Annotated in this window: 14 protein-coding genes; 6 read left to right on the top strand and 8 right to left on the bottom strand. The window is 49.0% G+C overall.

Translation table 11 applies throughout. From position 1 onward, the window contains the following. Positions 1-137 precede the first annotated feature (137 nt). From ACXLDX_RS04065 to ACXLDX_RS04040, 6 genes are all read right to left on the bottom strand, one after another. Complete coding sequence (locus ACXLDX_RS04065) at positions 138-932, bottom strand: ABC transporter ATP-binding protein (protein ID WP_457575915.1); 795 nt, start codon at positions 930-932, stop codon at positions 138-140. After that, entirely contained in the window at positions 929-1,816 is an 888-nt protein-coding gene (locus ACXLDX_RS04060; RefSeq protein ID WP_457575914.1) for an ABC transporter permease, read from the bottom strand. The genes ACXLDX_RS04065 and ACXLDX_RS04060 overlap by 4 nt, the downstream gene beginning before the upstream one ends. Positions 1,817-1,826: 10 nt before the next feature. Next, positions 1,827-2,786: an ABC transporter substrate-binding protein gene (locus ACXLDX_RS04055; RefSeq protein ID WP_457575913.1), complete on the bottom strand. Its 960-nt coding sequence runs from the start codon at positions 2,784-2,786 to the stop codon at positions 1,827-1,829. 235 nt (positions 2,787-3,021) lie between these two features. Beyond that, on the bottom strand, positions 3,022-3,459 hold the full coding sequence (locus tag ACXLDX_RS04050) for a periplasmic heavy metal sensor (RefSeq protein WP_457575912.1): 438 nt from the start codon (positions 3,457-3,459) through the stop codon (positions 3,022-3,024). A gap of 268 nt (positions 3,460-3,727) precedes the next feature. Then, positions 3,728-4,132: a RapZ C-terminal domain-containing protein gene (locus ACXLDX_RS04045; RefSeq protein ID WP_457575911.1), complete on the bottom strand. Its 405-nt coding sequence runs from the start codon at positions 4,130-4,132 to the stop codon at positions 3,728-3,730. Further along, positions 4,129-5,064: a nitroreductase family protein gene (locus ACXLDX_RS04040; RefSeq protein ID WP_457575910.1), complete on the bottom strand. Its 936-nt coding sequence runs from the start codon at positions 5,062-5,064 to the stop codon at positions 4,129-4,131. Before ACXLDX_RS04040 ends, ACXLDX_RS04045 begins: the two co-directional genes overlap by 4 nt. Positions 5,065-5,364: 300 nt before the next feature. On the opposite strand from ACXLDX_RS04040, the gene ACXLDX_RS04035 reads away from it, so the two are divergent. Beyond that, the gene (locus ACXLDX_RS04035; protein WP_457575909.1) at positions 5,365-8,325 is read left to right on the top strand and encodes a hybrid sensor histidine kinase/response regulator; all 2,961 of its coding nucleotides are present in this window, start codon (positions 5,365-5,367) and stop codon (positions 8,323-8,325) included. 14 nt (positions 8,326-8,339) lie between these two features. On the opposite strand, the gene ACXLDX_RS04030 is transcribed toward ACXLDX_RS04035, so the two are convergent. Further along, positions 8,340-9,467, bottom strand: coding sequence for an MFS transporter (locus ACXLDX_RS04030; RefSeq protein ID WP_457575908.1), 1,128 nt, complete (start codon positions 9,465-9,467; stop codon positions 8,340-8,342). A gap of 165 nt (positions 9,468-9,632) precedes the next feature. Continuing rightward, positions 9,633-10,025: a response regulator gene (locus tag ACXLDX_RS04025; protein ID WP_457575907.1), complete on the bottom strand. Its 393-nt coding sequence runs from the start codon at positions 10,023-10,025 to the stop codon at positions 9,633-9,635. A gap of 544 nt (positions 10,026-10,569) precedes the next feature. Between ACXLDX_RS04025 and ACXLDX_RS04020 the strand changes: the two genes are divergently transcribed. The 5 genes from ACXLDX_RS04020 to ACXLDX_RS04000 all read left to right on the top strand — a co-directional run. Then, complete coding sequence (locus ACXLDX_RS04020) at positions 10,570-12,339, top strand: sensor histidine kinase (protein WP_457575906.1); 1,770 nt, start codon at positions 10,570-10,572, stop codon at positions 12,337-12,339. 45 nt (positions 12,340-12,384) lie between these two features. After that, positions 12,385-13,761, top strand: a complete 1,377-nt coding sequence (locus ACXLDX_RS04015) for a sigma-54-dependent transcriptional regulator (protein WP_457575905.1) — start codon at positions 12,385-12,387, stop codon at positions 13,759-13,761. An 8-nt stretch (positions 13,762-13,769) separates the two neighbouring features. Next, positions 13,770-14,816, top strand: coding sequence for a TAXI family TRAP transporter solute-binding subunit (locus ACXLDX_RS04010; RefSeq protein ID WP_457575904.1), 1,047 nt, complete (start codon positions 13,770-13,772; stop codon positions 14,814-14,816). A 180-nt stretch (positions 14,817-14,996) separates the two neighbouring features. After that, positions 14,997-15,176, top strand: coding sequence for a rubredoxin (locus tag ACXLDX_RS04005; RefSeq protein WP_457575903.1), 180 nt, complete (start codon positions 14,997-14,999; stop codon positions 15,174-15,176). Positions 15,177-15,284: 108 nt separating this feature from the next. Beyond that, positions 15,285-15,801 (top strand): radical SAM protein (locus ACXLDX_RS04000; RefSeq protein ID WP_457575902.1); only part of this gene is annotated, 517 nt, incomplete at its 3' end.

Raw genomic sequence — 15,801 nt, 5'->3', positions numbered from 1 at the left:
AGCCCGATTTTCCCACGTTAGGTGTTGATAACTCTGTTGATAACATGGTTAAAACACTGTGGATAAATTTTCTCAGCGAATGATTTTAACGTTGACAGACTACCTCAGAAGTCTGTGAGTAATTACGGAAAAACGGATCAGGTGAGCAGCAGGGAGTCCATGGCCAGCTCCTCCCCCTGGGTTTTATAGAATTCTGCAAGAAGATCTTTTACGGTAAGATTCTTTTTCTCTTCACCTTTCAGATCGAGCAGGATCTTTCCCTGGTGCAGCATAATCAGTCTGTTACCGAAACTGATGGCATGCTTCATGTTGTGGGTAATCATCAGGCTGGTCAATTTCTGCTGGCTGACGATTTCCTGAGTCAATAAAAGTATCTGGTTAGCGGTTTTCGGATCCAGCGCGGCAATATGCTCGTCCAGGAGCAGCACGTCAGGTCTCAGCATGGTGGCCATCAACATGGTCAGCGCCTGCCTCTGGCCCCCGGAAAGCAGGCCGACCTTATCAAGCAGTCTCTCGTCAAGCCCCAGCCCCAGCTGCTTCAGCTCTTCTCTGAACCGCTCCCTGTCCCTGGCCTTCACCCCCTTTGCCAGTCCCCGTCTTTTCCCTCGCAGGGCCGCCAGGGCCATATTCTGCTCGATAGTGGCAGAAGGACAGGTGCCGAGCAGAGGGTCCTGAAATACTCTGGAAATGAGCCGGGCACGTTTATGTTCAGGCCAGCCGGTAACATCATGGCCGTTGATGGAAACAGTCCCTTCATCCGGGAAAAAACCTCCGGCGATGCAGTTGAGCAGGGTCGATTTTCCGGCACCATTGGAACCGATGACTGTTACAAAATCCCCTTCAGCAATCCGCAGGCTGATATTGTTCAGGGCAAAGACTTCATTGACACTTCCCTTGTGGAAGTATTTTACAATTCCTTCCAGTCGTATCACCGCTCTATCAATCTCTTTTTAAGGTTGGGCGCAATCAGGGCGCCAATGACCAGCACAGCCGTTATCAGGTTCAAATCACTTGGATTAAAACGAAAACCACCAAGTTCAAGACCAAGGGCCAGGGCAATGGCAAGCCTGTAAAGCACCGAACCAAGAAGCGCCGCAGTAAAAGCCCGGCCAATAGTCCGGCAGCCAAAAACAGTCTCGCCAATAATAACCGAGGCCAGTCCCGCCACAATGGTCCCTATCCCCATTCCCACGTCAGCAGCCCCCTGATTCTGCGCGACCAGGGCTCCGCTCAGGGCAACCAGGCCATTTGAGAGCCCGACTCCGAGGATAATAATCGTATGGGTATTCACCCCGAGACTGCGAATCATCTGCGGATTATCCCCGACCGCGAGGATGGCCTGTCCCAGTTCCGTGGAGAGAAACCAGACGATAAACAGCAAAACCATCAGGGCAAAAAAACCAAAAACTATCAGTCCCGCGAAATGGGAAGGAATACCGGCAGCGATAACCGGATCAAACACGGTCTCAACCCCGAGAAGAGCGACGTTAGGCCCACCCATTATCCGTATGTTGACGGAGTAAAGAGCAATCATGGTGAGGATTGATGCCAGAAGATGAAGTATTTTAAACCTGGTGTTCAAAACGGCCGTGATCATTCCGGCCAAAAAACCACCGAAAAGGGCGAAAAACAGGGAAAGATAGGGATTGATGCCATGGGTAATCGCCACGGCGGAAATGGCCGCCCCGAGAGGGAGACTGCCATCCACCGTGAGATCGGGAAAATCAAGAATGCGAAAGGTGAGATAGACACCAATCACCATAATGCCGTAGACCAGTCCCTGCTCGACTGCACCCAGGGCCGCATAAACAGTCATAGGAAGCCTTTTATTTATCGTACACTTTGGCTGCCTTCTTCAACAACTCAGCAGGTGGAGTAAGACCCATTTTTTCAGAAAAGGCTGCGTTAATATGCAACTGCAGTTCTTTCTGGAAAGCCACAGGAATATTTTCAGCCTTCTCACCGTTCAGAATACGTTCGGCAACGGCTCCTGTCTGGTAGCCGTGCTTATAATAATCAAATCCCATGGCCGCAACCGCGCCCCGTTTTACAGAGTCCACATCGGCGGCAAAAATAGGCAGTTTGTTCTGCACACCGACCTTCAGTACAGATTCAAGAGCGGAAATTATGGTGTTGTCAGTGGGAATAAAAACTGCATCAACACGACCGACCAGGCTTTTTGCCGCCTGGTAGACATCCGCAGTCTTGGATGCGGTTGCTTCGACAGTCTCAAACCCGAGTTTTTTCGCCAGTTTCCTGACTGCAGCAATTGTCGATTTTGAATTGGCTTCACCGGCATTATAAAGAAGACCCAGCCGTTTGATATTGCCGGCATACTCAAGAATCATCCTGATATGCTGCTCCACAGGAAGCAGATCCGATACACCAGTTATAAATGCCGGAGGATGATCAAGATCCTTCACCAGACCTGCAGCAACAGGATCGGTCACCGCCGTAAAAAGCAATGGTCTCTTCATGGCCTTCGGGGCTTTGTTCAGTGCCTGGACACAGGCCTGGGCAGAAGGCGTGGCAATAGCCACCAGCAGATCGGCCTTTTCGCCAATCATCTGCTGGGCAATCTGAGTGGCGGTTCCCATGTTGGCCTGGGCATTGTGGACCTTGTAATCAACATCAACCCCCTTTTCTTTCAAGTAATCCTGAAACCCCTTGAGAACGGCATCAAGAGCCGGATGTTCCACAAACTGGTTCACGGAAATGGTTACAGCCCCTGCACTGAAAACCTGCAGGAAAAAGAACAGTGAAACAAAGGCAGATATCTTTTTCATTAATTCATTCCTCCCGGAAAAATAAGTAGCAAGAAAGTATTCAATCGACCGTGATGTGACATCTAGCCTATTCTCGGGGGAAGGTCAATAGCTGGACAAATAAAAAAACCCCAATGCTATTCCATCCTGCTTGAGGGCGCAGACAGAACAGAATGCATCGGGGTAAATTCTGATCCCTGTTTAGTGCGGGATCAACCTGAAGTGCCTTGAGAGACCGGATAAAAGGGACTCAGTCTTACTGAAAACGACCTCCTCCCATGCAGTAAGCTCCACCCTGGCCCATCATTCCAGGCCCCATACCTCTTCCCATGCCAAAGCGACCCATGTATTGACCTATCCCAGCGGCAAGAGCCTTTTCTCTCATGGTGGTGCGCAGGTCAAATATTTCGCCGGTGATCCTTGCGACAGCCGCCGCATCGGGGTTAGAGCTCCGGAGCATGGCCTGTTTTTCGGCTCGCTTCATCATCATCTCCTTCCTCAACGCCTGATTATCAATCATAAATTTACTGATCTTTTCCTGGACAGCCGGGTCCAGCTGCTGGTACATCATGCCACTTTGCATCATCTGTCCGTGATGGCCGTAACCGCCGCCACCTTTTGCCCAGTTTACTGTTGCAGTTCCAACCATAATCAATCCTGTGACCATTACAACTGCTGCAATTTTCTTTTTCATTTTATTTCTCCTGTTATTTTCTGACTGCTTTTTCATTGATTGATGGACTCCATCGCTTTCAATCCGTTATTGCAATTATAACAAGCAACCAGCATGCCAGAAGATTACAGATCATCCAACAGATTGATTTTATTAATATTGAGTTAAAAAGAAAAATAAACAGACAGCTGAATGTTGTTCCTGCCCGGTAAAAATTACCCACCTGTTTTAAAAAACCGGGAGAAATTCCCCAGTATGTGATCGTAATTACATGTAAAGTACATTTACACTATCCCCTGTCCCGATCAATGTCCCTGTGAAAAATCACCTGTTCAACTGAAAAATCTGTCAGAAAGGCGGCTGTGCTTTCTGCAATTGCAACAGAACGGTGCCGCCCCCCTGTGCATCCGAAGGCAATTCTCAGGTTTTTTTTACCGCTCTTCCGGTACTGTTCAACCAGAAAACCTATCATGGGTTGCAGGTGATGCAGAAATTCCACACCTTCACTGCTTTCAAGGACATATGCGGCAACATGCTTTTCACGGCCGGTCCCCGCACGCAATTCCCCGACCCAATAGGGATTGGGAAGAAACCGAACATCCAGGATAACATTGACATCGAGTGGAACACCATACTTATAGCCAAAGGAAAAAAGAACCACCCTCAGCCTTTCAGCCTCCGTTTTACTGCTCATACCTGTTCCCTCCGACAAAATATTCTTTTCACGACCTTCCGCCGCCCTGCAGACCTGATAAACGTCACATCCGGATAGCCCAGGGCAATGACGCTGCAGATCTTTTCATTTGCTCTGATACCCAGTTCCCGACACATGGCAGGGCTTCTTCGCAAGGCTTCAACCACAAACCCAATAAGGCAACTGCCGAGCCCCATGCCATGGGCAGCCAGAAGAATATTCTGCGTTGCGAGCAAGCCGTCCTCGACAGGACAACCTGCATTTTCTTCCACCGTTACAAGTATCGCGGCTGCAGCTCCATGAAAGAGCCGGTCACGTCCCTCCTCCCTCCAGGCCCGCAGGGCCTCTTCAACAGAGTCATGATAGTTACGATAATAACTGCCCAGCTCATCCGAACCAAACATTTTCACAAGCTGCCGCAGCATGGGATTACGCGCCTGACGGTTTAATTTTGTGTAATAATCGGCGGTAAGTCCGGCCAGAAACAACACATCTTCTCTTTCAGGGAAGATGTGAAAGACCCAGGCCTGACTGTTTGTCCCGGATGGAGCCGTTGTGCCGATCTCTGCCAGACTTTCCAGAATCTCCAGGGAAACAGCATCTTCCCTGTAGTTGCGACAGGATCGCCTTGAGGCCATGAGATTCAGCATTGTTTCAACTCCTGATCCGCCGGGAAAAGCTACGTTTCCCATCAGAGATACGGGGAGAAGCTCTTTTCCGCTGTTCGCCATGAAAACCTGAACGGCATCAACAGGACAGACAGACCGGCAATGGCAGCAGCCAAAACAGGATTCAGCCATAAAAACAGCGTTTTTCCCCTTCAGTTCAAGAGCGTCGTGGGGACAGACAGTAATACAGGTGCCACACCCGGTACAGACTGCTTTATCGATTCCCACGTTTGCCTTCATTCCAGCCCTTTTTTCTCCCAACATGTTAATTGTGTATTTTCTGTGATTTCTTCCTACACAATCCAAATCTTCTGGTGTACAATTTACTATCTCATTCCTGAAAGTTTCGTTATTTATAAAAACCTATTGGAGTAACAACTTCCACATAAACCAGCATGGCTGTACCAAACGAACCGGCAACAGACGATAAAAAATAGATAGTCACTCAAGGTGAGCTCAAAAAGAGAAGGAACAATTTCGTCTGGAAGATCTAATAGATATTGAGATAAAACAAAAAGCATTTTTTATTTTCTGATTACCCATGAAACTCTGCCGGATTGGGGTATGCCTGCTTTATCACACTCACCGTTATCCATGTTATCGAAAAACTCGACCGGCTTTCGCATAACACTGCTCACTGCAGCAATCGTCTTCGTTATGCTCTATTCATCATTTATGATGCGGAGTGTAACTGAATGTTACACTCCGTTGATCAACACAGTCCAGAAAATAAAGTTCGAAATCGCCATGACCCACCTCCAGTTCGAGGAGCATGTCAGCGGGGACAGATCTGTCACTTTAGAAGCGGTCTGGAATCACCTGGCACGTGCGGAGAAATATGCCGGCAATATTCTGAACAATGAATACGGACCGAAATTTAAGATTATTTCGCTGAAAAACACGTCCACCCTGAAAGAACTTGAACAACTTATCGAGAAAATAACCTTTTTCAAGAAAAGACTGCTGGCCAGAAAACAAAATTATTCTGCTTTGCCTGCTGCTCAGACCGGGAATATCGCCTTTCATTCCACGTTTGACAAATTCCTTTCTTATACCGACAGTATTGAAACATCTCTTGAAAAAGAATTGAGCGGCAAAATACTGGTTCTCAAATATGTGCAGTATTTCCTCATGGCAGCAATAATTATTTTTGGTGCCTGCATGGCTGCGGCATTGCGGCAAAAGGAACGTCAGCACCAGAACAGCCTGGTTTCTCTCAAAGAAAAGGAAGAGCACCTGAGAACCACCATCAATTCCATTGGTGACGGCGTGATTGTTACCGACACCGAGGGTAACATCACACGCATGAATCCGGTGGCCGAACGATTGACAGGATGGGCATTTTCACAGGCCGCCGGGAAACCCCTGACGGAAATCTTCAGGATAAAGAATACCAGAACAGGAAAAGACGCGTCCAACCCTGTATTCAAAGTACTGCAGACAGGGAAAATCGAGGGCCTTGCCAATCATACCATGCTCCTGGCAAAAGACGGTACCAGGTACCAGATTTCCGATTCTGCCGCACCAATATACACCATGAAGAAAGAGATAAGCGGGGTTGTTCTCGTCTTCAGGGATGTGACAGAAGAATACGGTATACGAAAAGCCCTTGTTAAAAATGAACAGTACCTCCAGAGCATATTCAGGTCGGCACCTACCGGAATCGGTGTCGTCATCGACCGCATCATTCAGAAGGTAAATGAAAAAATCTGCGCTATGACGGGATACACCAGGGAAGAACTTATCGGCCAAAGCGCGTTGATTCTTTATCCCCACAAAGAAGATTTTGATTATGTCGGCAGAACAAAATATAAGATGCTCAGGAAGTACGGCACAGGCACTGTGGAAACCCGCTGGAAGAGAAAAGACGGGAAAATTATCGATGTTCTTTTGAGCTCAACACCAATTGACAGCGACAATTTCTCGAAAGGAATAACATTTACCGCCCTGGATATCACCGACCGTAAACAGACGGAGAGCCTGCTCCACCTGTCACTGGAAAAATACGAAAAAACCTTCCAGGCAGCACCGGTGTGGGTGGTCCTGAGTTCTCTTGAAACCGGCAGATACATTGAAGTAAACGATACATTCCTTAAAACAATGGGATACTCTTCACCTGAAGAAGTCATCGGCAGAACCTCCCAGGAAATCGGCACCTGGGTCAACCCCGACGACCGTCGAAAAATAGTCGAAAAAATACGGAAAACCGGCCAGGTAAAAAATATTGAGGTGCAGAGAAAAACCAGGTCCGGGGCAATTATTGATACTCTTTTTTCCGCGGAATCCCTGCATCTTAACCTGAGGAGTGAACAGGTCATCATCTCTGTGAGTCAGGATATCACGAAACAGAAACAGTCAGAAAAGGAAAAAGCCCGCCTGGAAGAACAGTTTCATCAGATACAGAAACTTGAGTCAATCGGCCGGCTCGCCGGGGGTGTGGCTCATGATCTGAACAATCTTCTCTCCCCGATAATCGGATACGGAGAAATACTGCTTGAAGAAAAAGACCTGGGCGAACGTCGACAAGACTCTGTCAAAGAAATCGTCAACGCCGGAATGAGGGCAAAAGATCTCGTTCACCAACTTCTGGCGTTCAGTCGAAAACAGACCCTTGAGTACAGGCAGCTCAACCTGGCGGAAGCTGTACTTGGTGTCGAAAAACTGATTCGACGGACCATCAGGGAAAACATCAGGATTGAAATTGTTTTTGCTCCCGGTCATTTCCCTGTCATGGCTGACCTGGGTCAGATTGAACAGATGATTATGAACCTCGCTGTAAATGGTGCTGACGCCATGGTTGACGGCGGGACACTCACCATTGAAATCAGCACAACTGTTCTGGACAGGGAATATGCCAGACTGCACCAGGGAGTCACCCCCGGCCCCCATGTGATGCTCGCGGTCAGTGATACCGGGTGCGGAATGGACAGTGAGACATGCTCCCATATTTTTGAACCGTTTTTTTCCACCAAGGGAGAGGAAGGCACAGGCCTGGGACTGGCCACGGTCTACGGCATTGTCAAGCAGCATAAGGGGAATATCTGGGTGTACAGTGAACCGGGCAGGGGAACAACATTTAAAGTATATCTCCCCCTCTGCCGGGAAGAGAAAACTTTTCAGGGACCTGAACAGAAACGGCCGGGAGATCTCACCGGAACAGAAATAATACTTCTTGTTGAAGACAACGAACAGGTAAGAAATCTCACCCTGTCCATCCTCAAACGTAAGGGGTATTCCGTGCTTGTGGCAAAAAATGGCCAGGATGCCCTGGTCGTTCTGAAGGCATACAAGGGACCTCTGCATCTGCTGCTGACTGATGTTGTCATGCCGGAGATGAACGGAAAAGAACTGTTCAACAGGCTGAGGGATGATTTTCCCGGCCTGAAGGTTATCTACATGTCGGGATACACCGACAACGTGATCGCCCACCATGGTATCCTTGATAAAAATACTCCCTTTATCCAGAAACCGTTCACCATAAGGGATCTTGCTGCCAAGGTGAGAGAAGTTTTCGACAACCGCTAGAACTCCCCGATAATTCAGGATAACGCTGTTTTCAGGCGGTGAATAAAATAGAGGGAACAGCCGAGCATCAGCAGCAGGGAGACAAGAAACATCCGCCAGCCGAACTGCACGAAAACAGCACCGGGCAGCACGGAGCCAAGAGTTCCCCCCGTGTAATAAAATGATATATAGAGTCCGTTGGCAATGGCCTTGTTCTCTTCTGCCAGCTTATTGACAGAGCCCGAGAGAAGAGAATGGGCCATGAAAAGACCGGTGCAGAAAATAAACATCCCCAGGAACATGATTAGGTACTCTTCCACCATGAAGGTTACTGTCCCCAGAAAAAAGATGAAAATACCGGCACGAATCGCGGTGGTCTCATTCCTGAAAAGACGGATTATCGGCTTACTGTTCAAAGAAACAACAATGCCCATTGCGTACCCGAGATAAAGCAGACCAATGCCCGCCTCTCCGGAAGCCGGGCTCATCTGTTTCAGTTGAAAGGGCATAAAATTCATCAGGGCGGCGAAGACAAAAAAGAGGCAGAAAATTGCCAGGTATAACCAGAGAAAATGTCCGGTCCGGAGCAGGCCGACTATTTCTGAAAATTCCGGTCGTGCGTATTTCATCTTCACATCCCTGGTCATCCCGCCAAGAAAACAGGCGGTCAGCAACAGAAGCAGGCCCAGCAGGAAAAAGAAAAACCTCCAGCCGAAAAGATCGGTGAAAAAAGCCGAAAGAAAACGACCCAGGAATCCCCCGGCAATCGTGGCGGCGATATAGGTCGCGATAGCGTGTTGAACCTTTTCCACAGTGGACGAATAGGAAATATAGCTCATTAATGAAGTGAGGATTGCTGGAATAATGAGCCCCTGAACACAACGGATAACCAGAAGAAGCAGATAACTGTCAATACAGGCAAAAAGCAGTTCAAGAAGACCGAGAACCGTGAGCGCCCACCTGACCATCATCTTTGCCGACCAGGATTCAAGCAGGTAGCCGTAAAAAAGAGGCGCAAAACCGAGTGGCGCCATCATCAGGGTGGTAAAAAGAATAGCCTGAAAACTGCTGAGTTGAAACTCCGCCTGGAACACGGGTTGAATGGGCTGGGCTGCGTACAGGGAGCAGAAGGTAACACAGGTGGCAAAATAAATTGGTTTCATTAGGTGATCGGTTCCGCCTGAAACAACGCAGGGCAGTGATAAAACACATCGTGTCAGGCTGTTTTTTCGACCTGATGAAAAAATAATCTATGTGCGTGCAAAACTCAACCTGATAAAGCAGACATATCCCCAATCCGGCTGAGTTTCATGGCTAATCAGAAATTATTATTGTGACAGAGATTCAAAGGTTTTTCGGATTGTCATCAGATCAAAAGGTTTGGGAACAGCACCGACAAAGCCATATTCATCAAAGTTCATCATGACAGGATCAGTCGAGTAACCACTGGAAACCAGTACCTTCGCGTGCCGGTCAATGGCAAGGATTTCACCAACGGCTTCCTTGCCACCCATTCCTCCAGGAATCGAAAGATCCATGATCACGAAATCAAACCCTTCTCCCTGGTTCTGCTGTTCAACATATTTCCTGACAGCTTCCTCTCCATCCTTCACATGGACAGCGTCATAACCAATATATTTAAACAGATGAATAGCGATTTCACCCACCATCTCCTCATCATCCATGATAAGGATCCGCCTCTTTTTCTCTTCATCACCCAAAAGAAATTACCTCCCAGAAAACCTGTTACTTCATTCAACAGACAATCATAAAATACGTAACTGCTCGCAAGCACCACATACACATATATAAACGTAATTGCTCACAGGTGCATGTACACGCCATAGCCTGCCGATACAGGAAAAAGAGACCGTGAAAAGCTGGAGTACCTGTGAGTAATTACAAAAAACAAATATATCGCCCGCAGAAATCCTCTCTCCCTCCAAGTATGCCAGAAAAAGTCGGGAACAGTCAAGCCGGGGACTCCGGTTCTACAGTAACTATTCCCTATCTCGACGAATAATGATCCTATTATTATCAGGTTACCGGGAAAAAACAAAACAATTATTTTTTCCTTGACCTTCCCTCCTTTTTGTCAATAAACTGCCAGCCTGAAAAACATTTTCCGATCTTGTCCGCTGTGTTCTTCGAAACCGCCACGGATAAGGAAATCAAAAAGAACTGATAAAACCTAAATTATTTAGGTGAAAATCAGTATTCCAATATGTTAACAGAAAAACAGTCTCGAAGCCGTCACAGGTCCAGGTGAAAAGCAAGAATTCGCCCTCAAAAAAGTCAAGACAGACGGTTTTTATCATTGCCGCAACCCTGGCTGCTGTCGGCCTGCTGCTCCTGCAGGTGGGTGTTTTCACCAAAGACCGCAGTATGTCCCGAATCAGGGAAACCGGATCCTCCCGGATCAATCTCTATGCCCAGTCTCTGAGGGCAAACCTGGAGCAGTTTCGTCATCTTCCCTATGTCCTTGCAAGAGACAGACGGATCCATGGTCTGCTGAACCTGGAATTTGACGCGATACGAATCAATCCCCACCTGGAAGATTTTGCCGCCGTATCATCCACCATGATTTTCATTCTGGACAGGGGTGGAACAACGGTGGCAACCAGTAACTGGAGAACAGACCACGATCTCAGTGGCTTCAATTTCAGCTACCGGCCCTATTTCAAGGCTGCCGCGAAAGGGCTTTCCGGAGGATACTACGCCATCGGTTCCCGCACAGGAAAACCCGGTTTTTTTATTTCCTATCCCGTTCTGGAAGAGGGAATTTTCCTCGGCGTGGTTGTGGTCAAGGTCAACCTTGAAACCATTCAGCAGATCTGGAAAAAAAGCGGTGAGGCTGTAATTGTAAGCGATGCCTACGGCATTCTCTTTCTCAGCAGCAACCCGGACTGGAAATATAAATCCCTCAGACCTCTTCCGCCCCACACTGCCGGACGGCTGCGCGAAATCCAGTACCAGGGATTCCCGCTTGTCACCCTGAAAATGGAAAGACAGAGCACCAAAGGCGGGAATATCCTTCTCCTGGAAGGCAAACAGTATCTGGAACAGTCCCTGCAACTGCCTGAATACGGCTGGCGCATCCATTACCTTACGGATCTCCGGGGAGTCAAAAACGATGTCCAGCTCGCCCGAACCGTAACCGCCGTGATTACCGGGTTTATCCTCCTGACCTTTCTTTTTTTCCGGGAACGCCGTCTTAAATTGCGCTCCAGGGAAGAGGCCAGGAAAAGCCGGATTATCGAAGAAATAAACGAACGGCTCCTGCGGGAGATTGAGGAGCATAAAGAGACGGAAGACAATCTCAGGAAAACCCAGAAGGAACTGATCCAGGCAGGAAAACTGGCTGCACTGGGCCGAATGTCTGCGGCTGTTGCCCATGAACTGAACCAGCCGGTCACCGCCATTCGTACCTTCGCGGCAAGCTGCAGGATCTTGTCTGAACGCAACCAGCTAGAACAGGTTCGGGAAAATCTGGACTTCATAACCGGGTTGACGGAACGAATGGCCTGTATTACCGGCCAGCTGAAAATCTTCGCGAGAAAAAGCAAAAGCGGCCATCACGTTGTTGATCTGGCAAAGATCGTTGACAAGGTACTCCTTTTTTCCGCTCCCCTGATTGAAGCGGGACATGTTACGGTAGACACTGAACTCATTAAAAAAGGCCAGGCACTGGTGCGCGGAGACAGTCTGCACCTTGAACAGGTGATGAACAATCTCTTGAGCAACAGCCTTCACGCCATGCGGAAATCCACACAAAAGGTGATGCGTGTAAGACTGTTCATTGCAGACGACACCGTTATTCTTACCGTCACCGACAGCGGTACAGGGATTGCGGGAGAGGCAATGGATTCACTTTTTGAACCGTTTTTCACGACCAAGGACATCGGCGACGGCCTGGGACTCGGCCTCTCCATCACCTATGGAATTATACAGGACATGGGAGGTTCAATTTCTGCCGAAAATGTTGCGGAGGGCGGTGCGTGTTTCACCATTCGTCTCCCCCGGGCCGAAACCTGAACCCGTCTCGAATCCGGAAAAACAGTAAAGATCACAGGAAAACATATGACAGGCAAAGGAAGTGTTTATATCGTTGATGATGAAGAGAGCATGCGTGTTGCCGTCTCCCAGTGGCTGACCCTCGCGGACTACCGGGTAGAAACTTTTTCCTCGGCCAGGAAGGTCCTGGAAGTCCTTGACATGGATTTTGATGGTGTCCTTGTCACCGACATCCGCATGCCGGACATGGACGGCATGGAACTGATGCAGAAGACCCTGGAGCTGGACCGGGAGATCCCCATTGTCCTGGTAACTGCCCATGGAGATATTCCCATGGCCGTTTCCGCCATGCGTGACGGGGCGTATGATTTTATCGAAAAGCCGTTTGAACCGGAGATGCTGCTGGAAACGGTCCGGCGGGCCGGAGAAAAAAGAAAACTGATCCTTGAGAATCGAAAGCTCAGACAGTACCTGGAAAACTCGGATAAAATTGAAAACAGGCTGCTGGGCACAAGTGATGCCATTCAATTTCTCCACCAGGAAATCCGGGACCTGGGCCCCACCGACGCCAGTGTCTTTCTCATTGGAGAAACCGGCTGCGGCAAGGAGGTTGTGGCCCGCTGTCTCCATGAAGTCAGTGACAGAAGAAATGGCAGATTCGTTGCGATCAACTGTGGCGCAATCCCGGAAACACTCTTTGAAAGCGAGCTGTTCGGCCATGAAGCCGGTGCGTTCACCGGGGCCACGGCCAGACGCATCGGCAAATTTGAGCATGCCGACGGGGGCACTCTTTTTCTTGATGAAGTCAACTCCATGCCATTGAACCTCCAGGTCAAGGTTCTGCGTGTTCTCCAGGAAAGAGAAATTGAACGACTGGGCGCCAACACCCCCATCCCCATAGATATCCGCATTATCAGCGCCACAAACTGCGACCCGCGCAAGGCATGTTCTGAAGGCCGGTTCCGGGAAGATCTTTATTATCGCCTTAACGTCGCTGAAATCAATATTCCACCCCTGCGAAAACGACCGGGGGACATTCTGCTGCTCTTTGACTATTTTCTCCTGCGAAGCTCGGAAAAATACAACAGAGAACTGCCCCAGCTCACCGGTAACGCCATCGCCATGCTGATGGCCTATCCATGGCCGGGAAACGTCAGGGAGCTGAAAAATATTGCCGAACGGTACATCCTCTCCTCCCTGCCCCCGGAAGAGCGGATAGCCCATATTCTTCAGCATACAGGGACAGGCATCGGCACAACAGATACCTCCCTGGCGGAACAGGCGGCAAATTTTGAAAAATGTGTCATTGATCAGGCCCTGCGCAGACATCGGGGGAATATCTCGGCCGTGCTGGAAGAACTGGCCCTGCCCCGCCGAACATTGAACCAGAAAATGCAGAACCATGGCCTTGCCAGAAAAGACTACCTGAATCCGGACAAATAAAATTCACCATGAAAAACAGATATTTTTATCCTTTCACGACAATATTTCTGCTCCTGTTTCTCTTTTCTCTTTCGGCTTCAACCCCGTCCCCGGCAGAACCACTCCCTCCACTCCGAAAAAACCGCGACTATATTCTGACCACGGCCACCACGGGCGGAACGTATTACCCGGTCGGTATTGCCCTGGCGACCCTGACCAAGGTCAAACTTGAGCCAAAGTATAAAATTTCCCTTTCCGCCATCAGTTCTGCCGGCTCCGGAGAGAATCTCAAGCTCCTGCGGGAAAACGAGGCCCAGTTTGCCATTCTCCAGGGACTGTACGGAGCCTGGGCATGGAACGGCAGTGGAGAATTGCGGGCAATCGGTCCCCAGAAACACCTGCGCTCCATCACCATGCTCTGGCAGAATGTGGAGCATTTCGCCATTCAATCCGATCTTGTCCGGACTGGGACGGCAGCAGATCTGAACATGCTGAAAGGAAAACGGTTCTCAATCGGCAGAAAAAATTCTGGCACGGAAGGGTCAGGCCGGCATATTCTCCGCCGCCTGGGCTTTCAACCGGAGCATGATTTTGTCCTGGTCAACCTCGGGTATGGAGAAAGCGCAGAAAGCCTGCAGAACGGGACAATCCAGGGGATGAATATCCCGGCCGGTCTCCCCGTAGGTGCCATCACCAGAGCCTTCGCCGCCCTGGGAAAGGATGTCACCATCCTCAACTTCACCGACGAGCAGCTGAGGGCAGTCAACAGGGGGTACAACCTGTGGAGCCACTACATTATCCCGGCAAATACTTATCCCGGCCAGGATTATGAAATCCGCACCATTTCCCAGCCGAATTTCCTGGCTGTGAGATCTGATGTAGATGATGACGCGGTTTACCGGATTGTAAAAATCATCTATAAAAACCTGAAATTTCTCAGCAATATTCATCCGGCAACAATGGACATGGATATCAGAAAGGCGGTGAAGGGATTACCCTTTCCCCTCCATCCCGGTGCCGCACGCTTCTACCGTGAACAGGGAATTACACTGCCCGACAGATTAATCACTAAATAATCCGCGCTCACCATTGGACGCTGACGGATTCAGGATTACTCATTAAACCCAACCAGACTGAGTTTCATGAGTAATCAAGAAAAATTTACTGTTATTTCTTCAATTTTTTAGTATATAGGAATAATTCTCATGTATTAAAATGAGTTTTTCACATAATCATTATTTTCAGAGGAGCAGAAAATGGCTGAACCAAAAGAGATGTACCAGTGCCAGACAGTAAATTGTGGATATATCTACAATCCGGATAAAGGTGACAGAAAAGGAAAAATCCCCAAAGGCACCCGGTTTCAGGATCTTCCCGAAGACTGGAAATGCCCCATCTGCGGCGCCAGCACCAAAGCATTCAAATCTCTTGGCTGAGAACCTTTTTCCTCTGCCGGACCAACCGTACAGCCCGTGCAGGCGGTTCGGCAGAATTTGTCAGGATTTTCTTCGCATTTTGTGACACAATGTGGAATACTGTTCTCCATGAACAGCCAGCGTCCACTTTCCATAAACAACAGTCTTGTCCACGGTATCTGCAATTATCACTGCAGACTATGCGGCATAAAGAAACCTGATTATTCAGGTCCCAGGGAATTCCAGCCTCTCTCGGTCACCCGGAAACTTATCGACCGTATCGAGGAAGCAGTGCAGCAGGGAATTCACATCCGTTATCTCGCCAATGCCGGCGACGGTGAACCAACCCTCCACCCGGAATTCAATGACCGGATGACACTGTTTGGAGAGATGATACGAAGCTGGCAGGCTCCCTCCATCCCGCCCCCCGAAGTTTCCGTGGTTTCCAATGGATCAGTTCTGACGAAAAAAAACATCCTGAAATCCATCACTGGCAACGGGCTCACCCTGATAATTTCCCTGCCCACTCTCAACCCCATATCCTACGGCCTGATTATGGTTAATGATGCGGTAAAAGGACAGGCCCTTCTTGATGCAGTGCTGCCCGGTGTTGAGCAGGCCATGAATGAACGGGCGGGGGGCAGGC

Source organism: Desulfomarina sp. (assembly GCF_054039375.1).
Note: the sequence above shows the minus strand (reverse complement) of the source record. Positions and strands in the feature narration are given on the sequence as shown.